Here is a 21111-nt window from a genome sequence, read left to right on the forward strand (position 1 = left end):
CTGTCCCACAGACGCCCGGCCGGATCCCGTGGGGGGAATCCGCACCGGGACAAGGAAAGCGCCCTGACTGCCGGCCCGTGGGGGGACCGGTAGCAGGGCGCTTTCCGTTTTTCCTGGGAGTGACCTGGGCCTAGGGCCTGTCCGGCCGGACAGGCCCTAGCGGGCCTCGACCGGGACGAAGTCGCGCTCGACGACGCCCGTGTAGATCTGGCGCGGGCGGCCGATGCGGGAGCCGGGCTCCTTGATCATCTCGTGCCACTGGGCGATCCAGCCCGGGAGGCGGCCGAGGGCGAACAGGACCGTGAACATCTCGGTCGGGAAGCCCATGGCGCGGTAGATCAGACCGGTGTAGAAGTCCACGTTCGGGTAGAGGCTGCGCGAGACGAAGTAGTCGTCGGAGAGCGCGTGCTCCTCCAGCTTGAGCGCGATGTCCAGCAGCTCGTCGGACTTGCCGAGCGCCGAGAGGACGTCGTGCGCCGCCGCCTTGATGATCTTCGCCCGGGGGTCGAAGTTCTTGTAGACGCGGTGGCCGAAGCCCATCAGACGGACGCCGTCCTCCTTGTTCTTCACCTTGCGGATGAAGGAGTCGACGTCGCCGCCGGAGGCCTGGATGCCCTCCAGCATCTCCAGCACGGACTGGTTGGCGCCACCGTGCAGGGGGCCCCACAGCGCGCTGATGCCGGCGGAGATCGACGCGAACATGTTCGCCTGCGACGAGCCCACCAGGCGCACGGTGGAGGTCGAACAGTTCTGCTCGTGGTCGGCGTGCAGGATGAGCAGCTTGTCGAGCGCGGCGACGACGACCGGGTCGAGTTCGTAGTCCTGCGCGGGGACCGAGAAGGTCATGCGCAGGAAGTTCTCGACGTACCCGAGGTCGTTGCGCGGGTAGACGAAGGGGTGACCGATCGACTTCTTGTAGGCGTACGCCGCGATCGTCGGAAGCTTGGCGAGAAGGCGGATCGTCGAAAGGTGACGCTGCTTCTCGTCGAACGGGTTGTGGCTGTCCTGGTAGAACGTCGACAGGGCACTGACCACCGACGACAGCATCGCCATCGGGTGCGCGTCGCGCGGGAAGCCCTGGAAGAAGCGCTTGACGTCCTCGTGCAGCAGGGTGTGCTGCGTGATCTCGTTCTTGAAGGTGGAGAGCTCGTCCACGTTCGGCAGCTCACCGTTGATCAGCAGAGAGGCCACCTCAAGGAAGGTGGAGCGCTCGGCCAGCTGCTCGATCGGGTAGCCGCGGTACCGGAGGATGCCCTGCTCACCGTCGAGGTAGGTGATCGCGGATTTATACGCGGCGGTGTTGCCGTACCCGCTGTCCAGCGTCACCAGCCCGGTCTGGGCGCGGAGCTTCCCGATGTCGAAGCCCTTGTCGCCGACGGTGCTGTCGATCACCGGGTAGGTGTACTCGCCATCGCCGTACCGCAGTACTACAGAGTTGTCGCTCACGTCATCCCTCACCGACGTTGTGCCTCTTCTTCGAGGTGCCCTGACTGTCTCTACCATCCCCCATTTGGCCCTGGAGAGTGCACTCGGGGTCGACCATTGGGCCTATTGGCGGCACTCAGTGCCGCCAACCTGCTCATCCTGCCCCCCTTCGCCCTGGTTCCGGAAGTGCTGTGTGACCTTTGCGACTCGTTTGATCGATCATTTTTTGTGATGCCTGGGGCGGGGGTGGGTGTCGCATCCCCGCGGGGCTCCGTCCCGGGCCCCGTGATGCGTCCTTTTCGGCTGCGGGTCAGGTGGTGAGGCGGTGGTCGAGGGATGTGTGGCGGCGGCCTGCCGACACCGTGCGGACCGCCTGGCCGATCGCCTTGCGGGAGCCCACCAGGACGACGAGCTTCTTGGCGCGGGTGACCGCCGTGTAGAGCAGATTGCGCTGGAGCATCATCCACGCGCCGGTGGTGACCGGAATCACCACCGCGGGGTACTCACTGCCCTGGGAGCGGTGGATCGTCACCGCGTACGCGTGGGCCAGCTCGTCGAGTTCGTCGAAGTCGTAGGGCACTTCCTCGTCCTCGTCCGTCAGCACCGTCAGACGCTGCTCCTCGGAGTCGAGTGAGGTGACCACGCCCACGGTGCCGTTGAAGACGCCGTTCTCCCCTTTTTCGTAGTTGTTGCGAATTTGGGTCACCTTGTCGCCGACCCGGAAGACCCGGCCACCGAAGCGTTTTTCGGGGAGGTCGGGGCGGCCTGGCGTAATCGCCTGCTGCAACAGGCCGTTGAGGGTGCCCGCGCCCGCGGGGCCGCGGTGCATGGGCGCCAGCACCTGGATGTCCCGGCGCGGGTCGAGCCCGAACCTGGCGGGAATCCGCCGTGCCGCCACATCCACGGTGAGCCGCCCGGCCTCCTCGGTCTCGTCCTCGACGAAGAGGAAGAAGTCCTTCATGCCGTCCGTGACGGGATGCTGCCCTGAGTTGATCCGGTGCGCGTTCGTCACCACTCCCGACTGCTGGGCCTGGCGGAAGACCTGGGTCAGACGGACGGAGGGGATGGGGCTCCGGTCGGCGAGCAGGTCGCGCAGGACCTCGCCGGCGCCGACGCTGGGGAGTTGGTCGACGTCCCCGACGAACAGCAGGTGGGCGCCCGGCGGCACCGCCTTGACCAGCTTGTTGGCGAGCAGGAGATCGAGCATGGAGGCCTCGTCCACGACCACCAGGTCGGCGTCCAGCGGCCGGTCCTTGTCGTACGCCGCGTCCCCGCCCGGCTTGAGCTCCAGGAGCCGGTGCACGGTGGAGGCGTCCGCTCCGGTCAGCTCGGCGAGTCGCTTGGCGGCACGGCCCGTCGGCGCCGCGAGCACCACCTTCGCCCGCTTGGCGCGCGCCAGCTCCACGATCGAGCGGACCGTGAACGACTTGCCGCAGCCGGGGCCTCCGGTGAGCACCGCGACCTTCTTGGTGAGCGCCAGCCGGACGGCCTCCTCCTGCCCGGGTGCCAACTCCGCGCCCGTACGCCCCTTCAGCCAGGTCAGCGCCTTGTCCCAGGCCACGTCGTGGAAACCGGGCATCCGGTCCTCGGTGGTGCGCAGGAGGCGCAACAGCTGGGCCGAGAGGGAGAGTTCGGCGCGGTGGAAGGGGACCAGATAGACGGCCGTGACCGTGTCCGGGCCGCCGTCGGGACCGGGGACCTTCTCGCGTACGACGCCCGGCTCCCGTACGCCACCGGGCTCGTCCTCGTCCTGGGTCGGCTCCGCCAGTTCCGCCAGGCATTCGATGACCAGGCCCGTGTCCACCTGGAGCAGCTTCACCGCGTCGGCGATCAGCTGCTCCTCGGGGAGGAAGCAGTGGCCCTGGTCGGCGGACTGCGACAGGGCGTACTGGAGGCCCGCCTTGACGCGCTCGGGGCTGTCGTGCGGGATGCCGACGGACTGGGCGATCTTGTCCGCGGTGAGGAAGCCGATGCCCCAGACGTCGGCGGCCAGGCGGTATGGCTGGTTCTTGACGACCGAGATCGACGCGTCGCCGTACTTCTTGTAGATGCGCACCGCGATCGACGTCGACACCTCGACGGTCTGGAGGAAGAGCATCACCTCCTTGATCGCCTTCTGCTCCTCCCAGGCGTCGGCGATCTTCTTGGTGCGCTTGGGGCCGAGGCCGGGGACCTCGATGAGGCGCTTGGGCTCCTCCTCGATGATCTGGAGCGTGTCCAGCCCGAAGTGCTGGGTGATGCGGTCGGCGAAGATCGGGCCGATGCCCTTGACCAGACCGGAGCCGAGATAGCGGCGGATGCCCTGGACGGTGGCGGGCAGGACGGTCGTGTAGTTCTCCACCGTGAACTGCTTGCCGTACTGCGGGTGGGAGCCCCAACGGCCCTCCATCCGGAGCGACTCGCCCACCTGGGCTCCGAGGAGTGCGCCCACGACGGTGAGCAGGTCGCCGGCGCCGCGGCCGGTGTCCACTCTCGCGACCGTGTACCCGTTCTCCTCGTTGGCGTACGTGATCCGCTCGAGCACGCCCTCGACAACCGCCAGTTGTACCTGCCGGTTCTCCGCCTGATTGGACATGATCCGAAGGTACCTGTGCCGACTGACAGCCGGGGCGCCGTGGCGGACAGCGACGGCCTCGACGGCGTCGAGCACGGTGATCAGCTCGGGCGAGCGGGCGAGGACGTGGCCGCCCGCCTGGCCCCGGACCGACTGGACGAGTCCGGCACGGGTCCTTCCGTGGAAGCCGGCACAGGTCCTTCCATCGAAGCCGGCACGACACAATAACGCCCTAAAGGTACATACGATTCATAACGGACAATGATCGACGAGCATCGACGAGCGAAGGGCAGGACGTCTCATGAAGTTCGCAGTCATCGGCGGGACCGGGCTGATCGGGTCACAGGTCGTGCGGAACCTGAACGCGGCCGGACACGAGGCGGTGCCGCACTCGCTGTCCACCGGGGTCGACGTCCTCACCGGTCAGGGCGTGGACGCGGCGCTGGCCGGCGCCGACGTGGTCGTCAACCTGACCAACTCCCCGACCTTCGACGACGCCTCCGCCGCGTTCTTCCGGACCTCGATGGACCACCTCCTGGCCGCGGCCCAGCGGGCGGGCGTCGGACACTTCGTCATCCTGTCCATCGTCGGCACCGACCAGGTGCCGGACCTCGACTACTACCGCGCCAAGACCCTCCAGGAAGACATCCTCAAGGCCGGCTCCGTCCCGTACTCCATCGTCCGCGCCACCCAGTTCATGGAGTTCGTCGACGCCGTCCTGTCCTGGACCACCGACGGCGACACCGTCCGCCTGCCCCGCACCCCCATCCAGCCGATCGCCGCGGCGGACGTCGCGGCGACCGTCGCCGAGGTCGCGGCCGGATCACCCCTGGGCGGCACCCTCGAGGTCGGCGGACCCGACACCTACCCGCTGGACGAGCTGGGTCGGATCACCCTCGACTTCAAGGGCGACAAACGCTCGGTGACCGTCGACGACACCGCCGGCATGTTCGCCGCGGCCCACGGCGACGTCCTCACCACCAAGAAGGGCGCCCGCATCGCCCCCACGCACTACACCGACTGGCTGAAGTAGCCCCACAGGAGCACCCGCGATCCGCAAGGGGCGGGTGCTCCACCACCTGCTCCACCACCTGCTCCACCACCTGCTCCACCGCCCGCTCCACCCCCTGCTCCACCCCCACCCCGCCTCCCCACCTCACTCCGCTCATCCGAGCGCGGTTCATCACGATCCGGTTTCGGCATGTGGTTGAGGTCTTGATTAATGCTCGTGTAATCGATTCCAATCCTCCGTGTAATCGATTCCACGAGGAGGTGGAGCGGCGATGGCGAGCATCAAGGACGTTGCCGCCGAGGCCTGCGTATCCGTCGCCACGGTCTCGCGCGTCCTGAACGATCATCCGTCGGTCAGCGAAGACGCACGCACCCGCGTGCTGGCCGCCGTACAGACCCTGGGCTACCGCCCGAACGCCGTCGCCCGCTCTCTGCGCACCGACCAGACCCGCACCCTCGGCCTGGTCATCAGCGACGTACTCAACCCGTACTTCACCGAGCTGGCCCGCTCCGTCGAGGAGGAGGCCCGCGCCCTCGGCTACAGCGTGATCATCGGCAACGCCGACGAACGGCCGGACCTCCAGGACCACCACGTACGGACCCTGCTGGACCGGCGGATCGACGGGCTCCTCGTCTCCCCCGCCGACGGCGGCTCCCCCGGGATGCTGGACGCCGCGCGTGCGGGGACGCCGATGGTCTTCGTGGACCGCTGGATCCCGGGCGTGGACGTGCCCGTCGTACGGGCGGACGGCCGGACGGCGGTCCGGGATCTCGTGGCGCATCTGCACGGGCTCGGACACCGCCGGCTCGCGATCATCGCGGGGCCCGCGGCGACCACCACCGGCAGCGAGCGCGTCGAGGCCTTCCGGGAGGCCATGGCCGAACACGGGCTGCCGCTCCCGGACGCCTACATAGGCCAGGGCGACTTCCAGGCCGAGAGCGGACGGCGGGTCACCGAGGGCTTCCTCGACCTGCCCGAGCCGCCCGAGGTCGTCTTCGCCGCCGACAACCTGATGGCGCTCGGCGCGCTGGACGCGGTCCGCGCGCGCGGGCTGCGGGTTCCCGAGGACATCGCGCTCGCGGCGTTCGACGACATCCCGTGGTTCGTGCACACCGATCCGCCGATCACCGCGGTGGCCCAGCCGACCGGCGAGCTGGGGCGGGCCGCCGTACGCGCGCTCGTCGACCGGATCGAGGGGCGGCCCCCGCAGTCGGTCACCCTCGCCGCCCGTCTCGTCGTCCGCCGCTCGTGCGGCGAACCGGCCCCCACCCCGCACTCCCCCGTAACGAACAGGAGTAAGTCGTGAGCAACCAGGACGAGTTGCTGCGCATCGAGGGCATCCGAAAGACCTTCCCCGGCGTGGTCGCGCTCGACAGCGTCGACTTCGATCTGCGCCGCGGCGAGGTGCATGTGCTGCTCGGCGAGAACGGTGCCGGCAAGAGCACGCTCATCAAGATGCTCTCGGGCGCCTACCAGCCCGACTCCGGGCGCGTCCTCGTCGACGGCGAGGAGGTGCGCGTCCACGGCGCGCAGGACTCCGAGCGTCTCGGGATCGCGACCATCTACCAGGAGTTCAACCTCGTTCCCGATCTGACGGTCGCCGAGAACATCTTCCTGGGGCGGCAGCCGCGCCGCTACGGGCTGATCGACCGGAAGAGGATGGAGGCCGAGGCCGCCGAGCTGCTGGAGCGGGTGGGTGTCAGCGTCTCCCCGCGCGCGCGGGTGCGTGAACTCGGTATCGCACGTCTCCAGATGGTCGAGATCGCGAAGGCACTGAGCCTGAACGCCCGCGTGCTGATCATGGACGAGCCGACCGCGGTGCTCACCTCCGAAGAGGTCGAAAAACTCTTCTCCATCGTGCGCAGGCTGCGCGAGGACGGTGTCGGCATCGTCTTCATCACGCACCACTTGGAGGAGATCGCCGCCCTGGGGGACCGGGTCACCGTCATCCGGGACGGCAAGAGCGTCGGTCAGGTCCCGGCCTCCACCACCGAGGACGAGCTCGTACGGCTCATGGTGGGGCGGTCGATCGAGCAGCAGTACCCACGTGTGCGGGCCGCCGTTGACGACGGCTCCGGGACCACCCTGCTGACCGTCGAGGGACTGACCCGTGACGGGGTCTTCCACGACGTGAGCTTCGAGGTGCGGGCCGGTGAGGTCGTCGGTATCGCGGGGCTCGTCGGGGCCGGGCGCACGGAGGTCGTACGAGCGGTCTTCGGGGCCGATCCGTACGACAAGGGGACCGTCAAGGTCGCCGGTTCCGCGCTGCGGCGGCACGACGTGAACGCGGCGATGGCGGCCGGGATCGGGCTCATCCCCGAGGACCGCAAGGGCCAGGGGCTGCTCTTGGACGCCTCCGTCGAGGAGAACCTCGGCCTGGTCACCATGCGGGCGGCGACCCATGGCGGCCTCGTCGACCTCAAGGGCCAGCGGGCGGCCGCCGCGCGGATCGCCGAGCAGCTCGGCGTCCGGATGGCCGGTCTCGGCCAGCACGTGCGCACGCTCTCCGGCGGCAACCAGCAGAAGGTCGTCATCGGCAAGTGGCTGCTGGCCGACACCAAGGTGCTGATCCTCGACGAGCCGACCCGCGGCATCGACGTCGGCGCCAAGGTCGAGATCTACCAGCTCGTCAACGAACTGACGGCCGCCGGCGCGGCCGTCCTGATGATCTCCAGCGATCTGCCCGAGGTGCTCGGCATGAGCGACCGGGTGCTGGTGATGGCCCAGGGCCGGATCGCGGGCGAACTGTCCGCCGACGAGGCGACCCAGGACTCCGTGATGGCACTCGCCGTCAGCACACCGACCACCAACTCTGTTACCGCTGTGGAGGGCTCCCGTGGCCACTGACACGCTCAAGAGCACTACGGGCGCGAGTGGCGCCTCGGCGGTCCGCCGCCTTCTGCTCGACAACGGGGCGCTCACCGCGCTCATCGCCCTCGTCATCGCGATGTCGGCGCTGTCCGGCGACTTCCTGACGACGGACAACCTGCTCAACATCGGCGTCCAGGCGGCCGTGACCGCCATCCTCGCCTTCGGTGTGACCTTCGTGATCGTCTCGGCGGGCATCGATCTGTCGGTCGGCTCGGTCGCCGCGCTGTCCGCCACCGTCCTCGCTTGGATGGCGACTTCGCAGGGCGTCCCGGTCTGGATCGCGGTGATCCTCGCGGTCGCGACCGGCATAGCGTGCGGCCTGGTCAACGGCGTCCTGATCTCCTACGGGAAGCTGCCGCCGTTCATCGCGACGCTCGCCATGCTGTCGGTGGGCCGCGGTCTGTCCCTGGTGATCTCGCAGGGCTCGCCGATCGCCTTCCCCGAATCGGTCTCGCACCTCGGTGACACCCTCGGCGGCTGGCTGCCGGTCCCGGTCCTGGTGATGGTCGTCATGGGTCTGATCACCGCCCTGATCCTGGGCCGTACCTACATCGGCCGCTCCATGTACGCGATCGGCGGCAACGAGGAGGCCGCGCGCCTCTCGGGTCTGCGGGTGAAGAAGCAGAAGCTCGCGATCTACGCCCTGTCGGGTCTCTTCGCGGCCGCCGCGGGCATCGTGCTCGCTTCCCGGCTCTCCTCCGCGCAGCCGCAGGCCGCGCAGGGCTACGAGCTGGACGCGATCGCCGCGGTCGTCATCGGCGGCGCCTCGCTGGCGGGCGGCACCGGCAAGGCGTCCGGCACGCTGATCGGCGCCCTGATCCTCGCGGTGCTCCGCAACGGTCTGAACCTGCTCTCCGTCTCCGCCTTCTGGCAGCAGGTCGTCATCGGTGTCGTGATCGCGCTGGCGGTGCTGCTGGACACGCTGCGGCGCAAGGCCGGGGCGACTCCGGTGGCCGCCGGGGCGGGTGCGCCGGGCGGCAGGGGCAAGCAGGCGGCGACGTACATCATCGCGGCCGTGGTCGCGGCGGCCGTCGTCGGTGCGATGTCCTTCCTGCACAACGGCTCCTCCTCGTCGGCGACGAAGAAGGTGGGCCTGTCCCTCTCCACCCTGAACAACCCGTTCTTCGTGCAGATCAAGTCGGGTGCCCAGCAGGAGGCGAAGAAGCTCGGCGTGGACCTGACGGTCACGGACGCCCAGAACGACGCCTCGCAGCAGGCCAACCAGCTCCAGAACTTCACCAGTTCGGGACTCGGTTCGATCATCGTCAATCCGGTGGACTCGGACGCGGCGGGCCCGGCGGTCCGCTCCGCGAACAAGGCCGGCATCCCCGTCGTCGGGGTGGACCGGGGCGTGAACAAGGCCGACACGGCCGCGCTGGTCGCCTCCGACAACATCGCGGGCGGCAAGCTCGGCGCCAAGGCGATGGCCGAGAAGCTGGGCGGCAAGGGCAAGATCGTGATCCTGCAGGGCCTGGCCGGAACGTCCGCGAGCCGTGAACGCGGCGCGGGCTTCGCCGAGGGTCTGAAGGCCTACCCGGGCATCGAGGTCGTCGCCCGGCAGCCCGCGGACTTCGACCGCACCAAGGGCCTCGACGTGATGACGAACCTGCTTCAGGCGCACCCCGACATCCAGGGCGTCTTCGCCGAGAACGACGAGATGGCGCTCGGCGCGGTCAAGGCGCTCGGATCCAAGGCCGGCACGTCGGTCTCGGTCATCGGCTTCGACGGCGAACCGGACGGCCTGAAGGCGGTCAAGGACGGCACGATGTACGCGTCCGTGGCCCAGCAGCCGAAGGAGCTCGGCCGGATCGCGGTGGAGAACGCGCTGAACGCCGCCGAGGGCAAGACGGTCGAGAAGACGGTGATGGTGCCGGTGAAGGTGGTCACGAAGGAGAATGTGGCCGGCTTCGGCGGATGACCTGAGCGGGCCGCCCGGGCAGCGCGACGCGGACGACCTCCGCGCGCCGCCGGGCGGCTCGCCCCGTTGCTTCGACTCACCTTCATAGGGAGAAAGTTCATGTACGACTACGACCTGCTGGTCGTGGGATCGGCCAACGCCGACCTGGTGATCGGGGTCGAGCGGCGGCCCGCGCCCGGCGAGACGGTGCTCGGCTCCGACCTCGTCGTCCACCCGGGCGGCAAGGGCGCCAACCAGGCGGTCGCCGCCGGCCGCCTCGGAGCCCGTACGGCGCTGCTGGCCCGGGTCGGCGACGACGCGCACGGGCGGCTGCTGCTCGACTCGCAGCGGGCGGCCGGGGTCGACACGGCGGGCGTGCTCGTCGGCGGGGCGCCGACCGGGGTCGCGCTCATCACGGTGGACCCCTCCGGGGACAACAGCATCGTGGTCTCGCCCGGTGCCAACGGCCGCCTCACACCCGAGGACGTGCGGTCCGCCGGAAACCTCCTGGCGGCCTCCCGTGTGGTCTCGGCGCAGTTGGAGATCCCGTTGGAGACGGTCGTGGAGGTCGTACGGAATCTCGCTCCCGGCAGCCGTTTCGTACTGAACCCGTCGCCGCCGCGCGCGCTGCCCGCCGAGGTGCTCGCGGCCTGCGATCCGCTGATCGTGAACGAGCACGAGGCGCGGGTGATCGTCGGCACGGATCTCGGGGACCCCCCGGAGGACTGGGCGTCCGCCCTGCTCGCCCTCGGCCCGCGCTCGGTGGTGATCACGCTGGGCGCGCGGGGCGCGCTGGTGGCCTCCGCCGACGGCGCCGCGCGGGTGCCGTCGGTGAAGGTGGAGACGGTGGACACGACGGGTGCGGGGGACGCGTTCACGGCGGCGCTGGCGTGGCGGCTCGGGCTCGACGAGCCGCTCGCCGAGGCGGCCGCGTACGCCGCCCGCGTCGGCGCGGCGGCGGTCACCCGCGCCGGTGCGCAGGAGTCCTTCCCGACGGCCGAAGAGGTCGCGTCGCTATGAAGAAGGCCGGAATCCTGAACCGCCATCTGTCGGGCGCGCTGGCCGAGCTGGGCCATGGGGACGGGGTGCTCGTCTGCGATGCCGGGATGCCCATCCCCGCCGGTCCGCGCGTCGTGGACCTGGCCTTCCGGGCCGGGGTGCCGTCCTTCGCCGAGGTGCTCGACGGGCTGCTGGCGGAACTCGTGGTGGAGGGCGCCACGGCCGCGCACGAGGTCCGCGGGGCGAACCCGGAGGCGACGGCCCTGCTGGACGCCCGTTTCCCCACGCTGTCGACGGTCTCGCACGAGGAACTGAAGTCGCTGTCGGCGGGCGCGAAGCTGATCGTCCGCACGGGAGAGGCACGGCCGTACGCGAATGTGCTGCTGCGGTGCGGGGTGTTCTTCTAGTCGGTGTTCGACATGCTTCGAGGGGCCCGGTCCGTCGACCGGGCCCCTCGGTTTTCCCCTCCGACATCAGAACCCCGCGATCCCCCCAGATCCCCCTCCAGAAGTCCTGATGCCAAGTACGACACGCGGGGTGGGGGAAGGGTTGCACGGCCTTCCGAGATTTTTTCGGGATGCTTTCCGGCATGAGTGAATCCGCTTGCTCCTTCGAGGACGACGTGCTCGGTGAACTGGGCGACGACAAGCTCCAGGAGATCGCGGGGCTGCTGGGGACCGACACGGCGGGCGCCCAGGAGGTGGTCGGGACCACGGTCTCGGCACTCGCCGGCCCCGTACAGGAGGAGGCCGCGGCTGCGCCCGAGGAGGAGGCCCCGCTCCAGGGCGTGTCCACCCTGGGCGGGTTCGCCACCGGCGGTCTGATGGCCGGGGTGCTGGCCAAGGTGAGCAAGCCGGTCGCGAACGTCGTCGCCAAGAAGACGGGCATCCCGGTGGCCACGGTCACCCGTGTCATCGAGATGCTCGTCCCGGTCGTGCTGACGGTCCTCACCAAGCGGGCGGCACGCAAGAAGTGACCAAGAAGTGACAGCGGCCGCCGACGGGGCTACCCGGCGTGCTCCACGAACCGCGCCGCCGTCTCCGCCAGCACCTCCCGCCCGTCGCGCGCCCACAGCCCGTCGTTGAACAGCTCGACCTCGATCGGCCCGGAGTATCCCGCCGCCTCGACGTACCCCCGCCACTCCCGCATGTCGATCGAACCGTCGCCGATCTGACCGCGGCCGTTGAGGACGCCCTCGGGCAGCGGAGTCGTCCAGTCGGCGAGCTGGAAGGTGTGGATACGGCCGCCGGCGCCCGCGCGGGCGATCTGGGCGGGAGCCGTGTCGTCCCACCAGATGTGGTACGTGTCGACGGTGACGCCCACCTGGTCCGCCGGGAAGCGTTCCGCGAGCTCCAGGGCCTGGGCGAGGGTGGACACCACACAACGGTCCGCGGCGTACATGGGGTGGAGGGGCTCGATGGCCAGCCGCACGCCCCGCTCGGCGGCGTACGGGCCCAGCTCCCCCAGCGCGTCGGCGATCCGCTCCCGCGCCCCGTGCAGATCCTTCGAGCCGGCGGGCAGCCCCCCGGAGACCAGAACCAGGGTGTCGGTGCCGAGGGTCGCGGCCTCGTCGACGGCCGCACGGTTGTCGTCCAGGGCGCGGGCCCGCTCCCGCGGGTCGATCGCCGTGAAGAAACCGCCACGGCAGAGCGTGGTGACGGCCAGACCGGCGTCGCGGACGAGTTTGGCGGTGGCGTCCAGGCCGTACGACTGGACGGGTTCACGCCAGAGTCCGACGCCCGGGATCCCCAGCTCGAGGCAGGATGCGACCAGTTCGGGCATCGACAGCTGCTTGACCGTCATCTGGTTGATGGAGAAACGGGCGAGGCTGCTCATGAGGTCACTCCGTGCAGAGCCAGCAGGGTCTTCATCCGGGCCTCGGCGAGCTCCGGGTCCGGGAACAGGCCCAGGGTGTCCGCCAGCTCGTACGCCCGCGCGAAGTGCGGCAGCGAGCGGGCCGACTGGAGCCCGCCGACCATGGTGAAGTGTTCCTGGTGCCCGGCCAGCCACGCGAGCAGGACGACGCCGGTCTTGTAGAACCGGGTGGGCGCCTCGAAGAGATGGCGGGAGAGCTCGACGGTGGGGTCGAGAAGCTCACGGAAGCCCTTCACGTCACCGGTGTCGAGCACCCGTACCGCCTCCGCCGCGAGCGGACCCAGCGGATCGAAGATGCCGAGCAGGGCGTGGCTGAAGCCCTGCTCGTCGCCCGCGATCAGCTCGGGGTAGTTGAAGTCGTCGCCCGTGTAGCAGCGGACGCCCTGCGGCAGGCGGCGGCGCAGGTCGACCTCTCGTCGGGCGTCGAGGAGGGAGACCTTGATGCCGTCGACCTTGTCCGGGTGGGCGGCGATGACCTCCAGGAACACGTCCGTGGCCGCGTCCAGGTCGCCCGACCCCCAGTAGCCCTCAAGGGCGGGGTCGAACATGGGGCCGAGCCAGTGCAGGACCACGGGCTCGGCCGCCTGGCGGAGCAGATGCCCGTAGACCTCCAGGTAGTTCTCGGGCCCCTTCGCGGTCGCCGCCAGCGCCCGGGAGGCCATGAGGATGGCCTGCGCCCCCGACTCTTCTACGAGGGCGAGCTGCTCCTCGTAGGCCGTCCGCACCTCTTCCAGGGATGCCGGACCGGTGAGCTGATCGGTGCCGACACCGCACGCGATACGGCCCCCGACCGCCTTCGCCTCCGCCGCGGACCGGCGGATGAGTTCCGCCGCGCCGGCCCAGTCCAGGCCCATCCCGCGCTGCGCGGTGTCCATCGCCTCGGCGACACCGAGCCCGTGCGACCACAGGTGGCGGCGGAAGGCGAGCGTGGCGTCCCAGTCGACGGCGGCGGCCGAGTCGGGCGAGACGTCCGCGAACGGGTCGGCGACGACGTGCGCGGCCGAGAAGACCGTACGGGAGGTGAAGGGCGCGCCGGTGGTGAGGGCGAGCGGGACGGCACGCGGCTCATAGGCCCTCAACGCGCCGTTCGTGTCCGGCAGGCGAAGGGTCACAGCGAGATCTCCGGCACGTCGAGACGGCGGCCCTCGGCCGAGGACCTCAGCCCCAGTTCGGCGAGCTGGACGCCGCGGGCGCCCGCGAGGAGGTCCCAGTGGTAGGGGGCGTCGGCGTACACGTGCCGCAGGAACAGCTCCCACTGCGCCTTGAAGCCGTTGTCGAACTCGGCGTTGTCGGGGATCTCCTGCCACTGGTCGCGGAAGGAGTAGGTGGCCGGGATGTCGGGGTTCCAGACCGGCTTGGGGGTGGCGGACCGGTGCTGGACGCGGCAGTTGCGCAGCCCGGCGACGGCCGACCCCTCCGTCCCGTCGACCTGGAACTCGACCAGCTCGTCGCGGTTGACGCGCACCGCCCAGGAGGAGTTGATCTGGGCGACGGCGCCGCCCTCCAGCTCGAAGACGCCGTACGCGGCGTCGTCGGCCGTGGCGTCGTACGGCTTGTCCTGCTCGTCCCAGCGCTGCGGGATGTGGGTGGCGGTGAGCGCCTGGACGGAGGTGACCCGGCCGAACAGCTCGTGGAGCACGTACTCCCAGTGCGGGAACATGTCGACGACGATGCCGCCGCCGTCCTCCGCGCGATAGTTCCAGGAGGGCCGCTGGGCGCTCTGCCAGTCGCCCTCGAAGACCCAGTACCCGAACTCCCCGCGGATGGACAGGATCCGCCCGAAGAAGCCCCCGTCGATGAGCCGCTTGAGCTTCAGCAGCCCCGGGAGGAAGAGCTTGTCCTGCACGACCCCGTGCTTGATGCCCTTCTCGTGGGCGAGGCGGGCCAGCTCCAGGGCGCCGTCGAGGCCGGTGGCGGTGGGCTTCTCGGTGTAGATGTGCTTGCCCGCCGCGATGGCCTTCTTGATGGCCTCCTCTCGGGCGGAGGTCACCTGGGCGTCGAAGTAGATGTCCACGGTCGGGTCGGCGAGGACCTCGTCCACGTCCGTCGACCAGTGCTCCAGGCCGTGCTGCTCGGCGAGCGCCTTCAGCGCGTGCTCGCGGCGGCCGAGGAGGACCGGCTCGGGCCACAGCACCGTGCCGTCGCCGAGGTCGAGGCCGCCCTGGTCGCGCAGGGCGAGAATCGAGCGGACGAGGTGCTGGCGGTAGCCCATGCGCCCCGTCACGCCGTTCATGGCGATTCGCACCGTCTTGCGTGTCACGTGATTCCCTTCGTACGCGGGTTCCGCGCCGCGTACGCCCCACTGGTGAACGTGACAGCAAGCGCTTTCTACTCAAGAAGAAGTTAGCCTCTGTCGAGCCGATTGGACAAGACCATACGGACGACGAGATGTTCGACCGTCCGGACGGCTGGACGTAGGGGGCGTGGCACGGTCGGATGGAGCACTACGAGCAAGACGAGTACGACGGGCACGACGGGCACGACGGGTACGGCAGGCCAAAGAGCACAGCGAGCACGAGAAGCACGATGAGGTGCTACGAGATGCGTGACCGGAGGACGACGAGATGACCGTGACCCTGGCGGACGTGGCGGCGCGTGCGCAGGTCTCACCCGCGACCGTGTCCCGGGTGCTGAACGGGAACTATCCCGTCGCGGCGTCCACGCGCGAGAGGGTGCTGCGCGCGGTGGACGACCTGGACTACGTGCTGAACGGACCCGCGAGTTCGCTGGCCGCCGCCACCTCCGACCTGGTCGGCATCCTGGTGAACGACATCGCCGACCCCTTCTTCGGAATCATGGCGGCCGCGATCCAGTCGGAGATCGGCGGGCCCGGGGGACGTGCGGGCGGCGAACGGCTCGGGGTCGTGTGCAACACCGGCGGCTCCCCGGAGCGTGAGCTGACCTACCTCACGCTCCTTCAGCGCCAGCGCGCCGCCGCGGTCGTCCTGACGGGCGGTGCCGTCGAGGACGCGCCGCACGCGGCGGCGGTCGCGGCGAAGCTGCGCAAGCTCGGGGACGCGGGGACCCAGGTGGTCCTGTGCGGACGGCCGCCCGCGCCCGACGCCCCCGAGGCGATCGCGCTCACCTTCGACAACCGGGGTGGCGGACAGCAGCTCACCGAGCATCTGATCGGGCTCGGCCACCGCAGGCTCGGCTACATCGCGGGCCCGGAGGAGCGGACGACGACCCGGCACCGCCTGGAGGGGCACCGCGCCGCGCTCGCCGCGCACGACATCGAGGACGATCCGCTGCGCACGGTGCACGGACGCTACGACCGTCGCGCCGGCTACGAGGCGACCCTCGAACTCCTGCGCCGTGACCCGTCGTTGACGGCTGTCGTCGCCGCCAACGACACCGTCGCGCTCGGCGCGTGTGCCGCGCTGCGGGAGGCGGGCCTGCGTATCCCCGACGACGTGTCCGTCGCCGGCTTCGACGACCTTCCCTTCAGCATCGACGCCGTCCCCGCGCTCACGACGGTGCGGTTGCCCCTCTCGGAGGCGGGGGCCCGGGCCGGGCGTATCGCGATGGGCCGCGAGGAGCCGCCGCCGGGCGGGATCGCGACGGTGCGGGGGGAGTTGATGGTGCGGGGGTCCACGGGGGTGCCGCGGGTCTGAACGTGGGGTTTTCGCCCCCGCCGCCCCTACCCGTCCCATCCTCAACCTGAGGGCTCCGCCCCCAGACCCCCGGGGTGGGTTCTTCGGCTGCGGGCGAGTGGGGGCCGGTCGCGCAGTTCCCCGCGCCCCTGTGGGGCGGGGCTGCGCCCCTGCCCCACTCAGCCGCAGCCGGGGACACACGGGAGGGGCCGTGGCGGTGCGTCGCAAGCGCGTCGCTTACGTTCGGATCGAGCAGCGGTTCGCTTGCCCGGTCCACGTCTGATCCGGCGGCGACCGCGATCGCACGTGCGGGCGGTGTCGCCCGACCGTTGCCCGCGCTTGGCCGAAGCCGTAGGCTCGGCGCATACCTCTGACTGAGTCAACTATCAGGTCCGAGCAACCAAGGCCGCTGAGCCAGACCCGAACAGTCAGACCGAACAACCGGCGCCGACCATCCGGGGTTGAGTGATCATGACGGTCCAGGACATCCGCTCCTTCAACCGCTTCTACACGAACGTCATCGGGGCCCTCGACTACGGCCGCCACCTCTACGCCCCCTACACCCTCACCGAGTCCCGTGTGCTGTACGAACTCGCCCACTCCCCCCGCACCGACGCCGCCGACCTCCGCGGCGAACTGTCCCTGGACGCCGGTTACCTGAGCCGCATCCTGAACAAGTTCGAGCAGGACGGCCTGATCGAGCGGGCACCCTCGGAGCGGGACCCGCGGCGGCGCCGCATCACGCTCACGGCACAGGGCAGGGAGACGGCGTCCCTGCTGGACGAGCGCTCACGGGAATCGGTGGGGGCGCTGCTGGCGACCGTGCCGGCCGACGACCGCCCCCGGCTCGCCGAGGCGATGCGGACCGTGCGCACGCTGCTCTCCTCCGGGCGCCCACCACGCAGCGAGGACGTCGTCCTGCGCGACCCGGGGCCCGGCGACCTCGGCTGGATCGTGCAGCGCAACGCCGCGCTGTACGCAGCCGAGTACGGCTGGAACACCGACTACGAGGGCCTGGTCGCCCGGATCGTGGCGGACTTCGCCGAGGACCACGATCCGCACCTGGAGCGGGTGTGGATCGCCGAGCTGGACGGCCGGCCGGTGGGCTGCGTGATGTGCGTACGCGACGACGCGCCCGGGACCGCCCGCCTCCGCCTGCTCCTCGTCGAGCCCGACGCGCGCGGGCTGCGCATCGGTGACCGGCTGGTCGGGGCCGTCATCGACTTCGCGCGGGACGGTGGCTACCGGGACCTGGTCCTGTGGACCAACGACGTGCTCGCCGCCGCCCGCCGCATCTACCAGCGCCACGGTTTCGTCCTCGTCGCCGAGAAACCGCACCGCTCGTTCGGAGCGGACCTGACCGGCCAGGACTGGCGGCTGGATCTGCACCCCCCACAGGAGTGACCGGTCGGGCTCACACGGCTTTCCGGCGTGACGGCATCCGGCGTGACGGCATCCGGCGTGACGGCATCCGGCGTTCCGTCGTCGGCCCCGGAACCCGGCCCGGTGAGCTGCCGTAGCAACCCGCTCGACCACCCGCGGCCGATTTTTCCTTTCGACTCTCCTTTTGATCGACAACGGCCGACATCGGCACGCGAGTAGGGTCCATGCACATGAAGCTGGCCTTCTCCACGCTCGGCGTGCCCGGGCTCCCCATCCCCGACGTCGTACGACTCGCCGCCGCGCACGGCTACCACGGCGTGGAGCTGCGCGCGCATCCCGAGGAGCCGGTGCACCCCGGGATCGGGGCCGCCGAGCGGGCCGAGGTGGTCGCGGAGTTCAAGGCGGGCGGCATCGAGATCCTGGGCGTGGCGGGCTACGCGCGGGTGGCGGCGCCGGGCGACGACGACACCGTCGTCGCCGAGGTCAAGGAGCTCCTCGACCTCGCCCACGACCTGGGCGCCCCGTTCGTACGCGTCTTTCCGGGCGCGAGTTCCGAGCAGAGCGTCGAGGAGGCGGACGCGACGGCGGCGCGACGGCTCGGCACGGCCGCGGAGTACGCCGCGGACCTGGGCGTACGGATCCTGCTGGAGACCCATGACTCGCACCGCACCGGCGCGGACGCGATCAGGATCCTGGGCCTGGTCGGCCACCACCACGTGGGCTCGCTGTGGGACGTCATGCACACCTGGCTCGGCGGCGAGGAGCCGGCGGAGACCTACGCGGCCCTGTGCACCTACCTCGGCTACCTCCAGGTCAAGGACATCGCCTCCGCCGAGGACACCACCCCGCTCCCCCTCGGCGCGGGCGTCCTGCCCCTCGCCGACTGTGTGGAACTCCTCTCCCGGGAGGGCTGGGACGGCTGGCTGTGCTGGGAGTACGAGAAGCGGTGGTACGAGGAGGCCGCGCCGCTGCCCGAGCTGCTGGGACCGGGTCGGGAGCACCTCGGGCGCCTGCTGAACGACTCCGCCTAGGACCGGTTCCGGCGGCGCGCGCACACGCCCGGGTGGGCGTCCCGCGGCTCGCCGCCCCTCGCCGACGGGCTATCGTGGACGCCATGTCGGCACCGGAACTGATCCGTATCGTCTCCCGCGACTCGCCCATGGCCCTGGCCCAAGTGGAGCGTGTCCGTGCCGAGTTGGGCGCGCTCCATCCGCACATCCGTACCGAGGTCGTGCCCGTGAAGACGACCGGTGACAAGTGGATGGGCGACCTGGCCAAGGTCGAGGGGAAGGGCGCGTTCACCAAGGAGGTCGACGCGGCGCTGCTGGCCGGTGAGGCCGATCTCGCGGTGCACTGCGTCAAGGACATCCCCGCGGACCGTCCCCTCCCGGCGGGGACGATGTTCGCCGCGTTCCTGGCGCGGGACGACATCCGGGACGCCCTCGTGCACCCGGGCGGGCTCACGCTGGACGAGCTGCCGCAGGGGACCCGGATCGGCACCTCGTCGGTACGGCGGGGCGCCCAGCTGGCCGCCTCGCACCCGCACTTGGAGTGCGTGCCGTTCCGGGGGAACGCCAACCGGCGGCTGGAGAAGCTGGCGGCGGGTGAGGCGGACGCGCTGCTGCTGGCGGTGTCGGGGCTGGAGCGGATCGGCCGGTCGGACGTGATCACGGAGATCCTGTCGCCCGAGACGATGATGCCGCCGATCGGGGCGGGGATCCTGGCCCTCCAGTGCCGTGAGGGCGACACCGACGTCATCGAGACGATCAGCGACCTCGGCGACCCGAACACGCATCGCGAGGCCACGGCGGAGCGGATGTTCCTGCACGTCCTCCAGGGCCACTGCAACTCACCGATCGCCGGTTTCGCGAAGGCCGACCGCAGCGGCGAACTGTCCCTGCGTGCCTGCGTGTTCACCCCGGACGGCAAGACCGTACTGAACGCCCACGAGTGGGCGGGCCGCCTCGACGCCGCGACGCTCGGCACGTCGGTCGCCGTCGCACTGTTGCGCCAGGGCGCCCGCGAACTGATCGACGACATCCCGCACTGATCGCCCCCCGCCGATCACCTCACTGATCACCCCAGCGGGCCGGCCCAGGCGGCGAAGGTCTCGTGGAAGGCGGGGAACGTCTTCCGTACGCAGCCGGGGTCGTCGAACGAGACGCCGCCCGGCGCGCGGAGTCCGGTCACCGCGAAGGACATGACGATGCGGTGGTCACCGTACGTCTTGATCTCCGCGCCCGGCACGGGCTGCGCACCGGGGTGGATCTCGATCCAGTCGGCCCCGGTCTCCACCCGTACGCCCAGCCGCCGGAGGTTCTCCGCGCAGGCGTCCAGGCGGTCGCACTCCTTCACCCGTGTGTTGGCGACGTCCTCGATGCGGACCGGGCCCGAGGCGAAGGGCGCGATCGCGGCCAGCGTCGGCATGGTGTCGGAGATGTCCCGCATGTTGACCGTGAGCCCGCGCAGTTCGCCGGTGCCCGCGACCGTCGTCCCGCCGGAGCCGACCTCCACCCGCGCCCCCATCCGCCGCAGTACGTCGACGAAGCCCAGATCGCCCTGGAGCGCGCCGGCGCCCAGGCCGGGGACCGTCACCTCGCGGCCGGTCAGGGCGGCCGCGGCGAAGAAGTAGCTCGCGGTGGAGGCGTCGGGCTCGACGGCGTAGGTGGTGGCGCGGTAGCCGCCGGGCGAGACCACGAACACCTCGCCCTCCCGGCGCACGGACGCGCCGAACGTCCGCATCATCGCGAGCGTGATCTCGACGTACGGCGCCGAGACCAGGTCGGTGACGGTGATGCGCAGGCCCTTGCGGGTCAGCGGGCCGAGCAGCAGGAGGGCGGTCAGGTACTGCGAGGACTGGCCCGCGTCGAGCGTCACGTCACCGCCCTCCACGCCGGCCGCCGCGATCCGCAGCGGATGGTGGCCCTCCGCCTCGTCGTGCCGCAGGTCGACGCCGAGGTCGCGCAGGGCGCGGGTGAGCGGGAGCAGCGGGCGGCGGCGCATCTGCGGGGAGGCGTCGAAGCGGTAGGTGCCGTGTCCGGCGGCGGCGAGGGTCGGCAGGAAGCGGGCGGTGGTCGCGCCGTCGCGGCAGTACACGTCGGCGTCGGTGGCCGCCGGGCCCTGGGGGCGGCCGTCGATCTGCCAGGCGTGCGGGGTGCGGCCGACGCGGTAGCCGAGCCGGGTCAGGCCCTCCGTGAAACCTTCCGTGTCGTCCGACCGGAGCGGCCGTACGAGGGTCGTGACCCCGTCGGCCGCCGCCGCGAGGAAGAGCGCACGCGCGGTGATGGACTTGGAACCGGGGATGTCGACGACGGCCATGTCCTCATGCTGGCTCCCCGACCCGCTCCGGCGCGGGAACGTCCGCCAAATGGACCTGTCCCTGCGAGCCCGGCGTCGAACCGTCCCACCCATTCGTCCCACCCGCACCAATTCCCCGAACCGGCGAAAACCGGGGAACCCCGACCCGCACCGCTTCGTCCAATCCGCATACTGCCGGATGAGT

17 protein-coding genes and 1 pseudogene are annotated in these 21111 nt (G+C 70.6%); 12 read left to right on the forward strand and 6 right to left on the reverse strand.

Annotation, left to right across the window (positions count from 1 at the left end):
• Positions 1–156 precede the first annotated feature (156 nt).
• Together FNV62_RS20315 and FNV62_RS20320 are read right to left on the reverse strand one after the other, a co-directional pair.
• Complete coding sequence (locus FNV62_RS20315) at positions 157–1446, reverse strand: citrate synthase (protein WP_054231840.1); 1290 nt, start codon at positions 1444–1446, stop codon at positions 157–159.
• Between the two features lie 289 nt (positions 1447–1735).
• Positions 1736–4111 (reverse strand): annotated as a pseudogene (locus tag FNV62_RS20320) (ATP-dependent RecD-like DNA helicase); the annotation flags it as partial.
• Here FNV62_RS20320 and FNV62_RS58025 point away from each other — a divergent pair.
• From FNV62_RS58025 to FNV62_RS20355, 8 genes are all read left to right on the forward strand, one after another.
• Entirely contained in the window at positions 4016–4207 is a 192-nt protein-coding gene (locus FNV62_RS58025) for a hypothetical protein (protein ID WP_382109125.1), read from the forward strand. The pseudogene FNV62_RS20320 and the gene FNV62_RS58025 overlap by 96 nt on opposite strands.
• A 73-nt stretch (positions 4208–4280) precedes the next feature.
• Positions 4281–5012 (forward strand): SDR family oxidoreductase, encoded by a 732-nt coding sequence (locus FNV62_RS20325; protein ID WP_143608169.1) that lies wholly within the window; start codon positions 4281–4283, stop codon positions 5010–5012.
• Positions 5013–5262: 250 nt separating this feature from the next.
• Positions 5263–6297, forward strand: a complete 1035-nt coding sequence (locus FNV62_RS20330; RefSeq protein WP_144315484.1) for a LacI family DNA-binding transcriptional regulator — start codon at positions 5263–5265, stop codon at positions 6295–6297.
• Positions 6294–7838, forward strand: a complete 1545-nt coding sequence (locus FNV62_RS20335) for a sugar ABC transporter ATP-binding protein (RefSeq protein ID WP_143601703.1) — start codon at positions 6294–6296, stop codon at positions 7836–7838. Before FNV62_RS20330 ends, FNV62_RS20335 begins: the two co-directional genes overlap by 4 nt.
• A complete protein-coding gene (locus FNV62_RS20340; protein WP_097284814.1) occupies positions 7828–9780 on the forward strand; it encodes a substrate-binding domain-containing protein in 1953 nt (650 codons plus the stop codon). The genes FNV62_RS20335 and FNV62_RS20340 overlap by 11 nt, the downstream gene beginning before the upstream one ends.
• A 99-nt stretch (positions 9781–9879) precedes the next feature.
• Positions 9880–10779, forward strand: a complete 900-nt coding sequence (locus FNV62_RS20345) for a ribokinase (protein WP_144315485.1) — start codon at positions 9880–9882, stop codon at positions 10777–10779.
• Positions 10776–11165 (forward strand): D-ribose pyranase, encoded by a 390-nt coding sequence (gene rbsD / locus FNV62_RS20350; RefSeq protein ID WP_054231846.1) that lies wholly within the window; start codon positions 10776–10778, stop codon positions 11163–11165. Before FNV62_RS20345 ends, rbsD begins: the two co-directional genes overlap by 4 nt.
• 182 nt (positions 11166–11347) lie before the next feature.
• Complete coding sequence (locus FNV62_RS20355) at positions 11348–11734, forward strand: DUF937 domain-containing protein (RefSeq protein WP_144315486.1); 387 nt, start codon at positions 11348–11350, stop codon at positions 11732–11734.
• A gap of 29 nt (positions 11735–11763) precedes the next feature.
• On the opposite strand, the gene FNV62_RS20360 is transcribed toward FNV62_RS20355, so the two are convergent.
• From FNV62_RS20360 to FNV62_RS20370, 3 genes are read right to left on the reverse strand one after another with little or no spacing between them, the layout of a single operon-like run.
• Positions 11764–12594 carry a sugar phosphate isomerase/epimerase family protein gene (locus FNV62_RS20360; RefSeq protein WP_144315487.1) on the reverse strand — a complete coding sequence of 277 codons (831 nt, stop codon included), beginning with the start codon at positions 12592–12594 and terminating at the stop codon, positions 11764–11766.
• Complete coding sequence (locus FNV62_RS20365; RefSeq protein ID WP_144315488.1) at positions 12591–13745, reverse strand: dihydrodipicolinate synthase family protein; 1155 nt, start codon at positions 13743–13745, stop codon at positions 12591–12593. The genes FNV62_RS20360 and FNV62_RS20365 overlap by 4 nt, the downstream gene beginning before the upstream one ends.
• The gene (locus tag FNV62_RS20370) at positions 13742–14893 is read right to left on the reverse strand and encodes a Gfo/Idh/MocA family protein (protein WP_060901917.1); all 1152 of its coding nucleotides are present in this window, start codon (positions 14891–14893) and stop codon (positions 13742–13744) included. The genes FNV62_RS20365 and FNV62_RS20370 overlap by 4 nt, the downstream gene beginning before the upstream one ends.
• A gap of 304 nt (positions 14894–15197) precedes the next feature.
• Between FNV62_RS20370 and FNV62_RS20375 the strand changes: the two genes are divergently transcribed.
• The 4 genes from FNV62_RS20375 (at position 15198) to hemC (ending at position 19659) form a co-directional block, all read left to right on the forward strand.
• Positions 15198–16247 carry a LacI family DNA-binding transcriptional regulator gene (locus FNV62_RS20375; RefSeq protein WP_143655045.1) on the forward strand — a complete coding sequence of 350 codons (1050 nt, stop codon included), beginning with the start codon at positions 15198–15200 and terminating at the stop codon, positions 16245–16247.
• A 450-nt stretch (positions 16248–16697) separates the two neighbouring features.
• Entirely contained in the window at positions 16698–17630 is a 933-nt protein-coding gene (locus FNV62_RS20380) for a bifunctional helix-turn-helix transcriptional regulator/GNAT family N-acetyltransferase (RefSeq protein ID WP_144315489.1), read from the forward strand.
• A gap of 209 nt (positions 17631–17839) precedes the next feature.
• Complete coding sequence (locus tag FNV62_RS20385; protein ID WP_097288976.1) at positions 17840–18640, forward strand: sugar phosphate isomerase/epimerase family protein; 801 nt, start codon at positions 17840–17842, stop codon at positions 18638–18640.
• Between the two features lie 83 nt (positions 18641–18723).
• Positions 18724–19659, forward strand: a complete 936-nt coding sequence (gene hemC / locus FNV62_RS20390) for a hydroxymethylbilane synthase (protein WP_144315490.1) — start codon at positions 18724–18726, stop codon at positions 19657–19659.
• A 26-nt stretch (positions 19660–19685) separates the two neighbouring features.
• On the opposite strand, the gene aroA is transcribed toward hemC, so the two are convergent.
• Positions 19686–20927, reverse strand: a complete 1242-nt coding sequence (aroA, locus tag FNV62_RS20395; protein ID WP_054230789.1) for a 3-phosphoshikimate 1-carboxyvinyltransferase — start codon at positions 20925–20927, stop codon at positions 19686–19688.
• Positions 20928–21111: the final 184 nt, after the last annotated feature.

The organism is Streptomyces sp. RLB3-17, from assembly GCF_007113425.2.
GTDB classification, from domain to species: Bacteria; Actinomycetota; Actinomycetes; order Streptomycetales; family Streptomycetaceae; genus Streptomyces; species Streptomyces mirabilis_D.

Excerpts from the sequence above, each read along its gene's own strand:
- FNV62_RS20325 (WP_143608169.1), top strand. The coding sequence starts at position 4,281 with ATGAAGTTCGCAGTCATCGGCGGGACCGGGCTGATCGGGTCACAGGTC.
- rbsD (WP_054231846.1), top strand. The coding sequence starts at position 10,776 with ATGAAGAAGGCCGGAATCCTGAACCGCCATCTGTCGGGCGCGCTGGCC.
- FNV62_RS20355 (WP_144315486.1), top strand. The coding sequence starts at position 11,348 with ATGAGTGAATCCGCTTGCTCCTTCGAGGACGACGTGCTCGGTGAACTG.
- hemC (WP_144315490.1), top strand. The coding sequence starts at position 18,724 with ATGTCGGCACCGGAACTGATCCGTATCGTCTCCCGCGACTCGCCCATG.
- FNV62_RS20375 (WP_143655045.1), top strand. The coding sequence starts at position 15,198 with ATGACCGTGACCCTGGCGGACGTGGCGGCGCGTGCGCAGGTCTCACCC.
- FNV62_RS20380 (WP_144315489.1), top strand. The coding sequence starts at position 16,698 with ATGACGGTCCAGGACATCCGCTCCTTCAACCGCTTCTACACGAACGTC.
- FNV62_RS20360 (WP_144315487.1), bottom strand. The coding sequence starts at position 12,594 with ATGAGCAGCCTCGCCCGTTTCTCCATCAACCAGATGACGGTCAAGCAG.
- aroA (WP_054230789.1), bottom strand. The coding sequence starts at position 20,927 with ATGGCCGTCGTCGACATCCCCGGTTCCAAGTCCATCACCGCGCGTGCG.
- FNV62_RS20385 (WP_097288976.1), top strand. The coding sequence starts at position 17,840 with ATGAAGCTGGCCTTCTCCACGCTCGGCGTGCCCGGGCTCCCCATCCCC.
- FNV62_RS20330 (WP_144315484.1), top strand. The coding sequence starts at position 5,263 with ATGGCGAGCATCAAGGACGTTGCCGCCGAGGCCTGCGTATCCGTCGCC.
- FNV62_RS20345 (WP_144315485.1), top strand. The coding sequence starts at position 9,880 with ATGTACGACTACGACCTGCTGGTCGTGGGATCGGCCAACGCCGACCTG.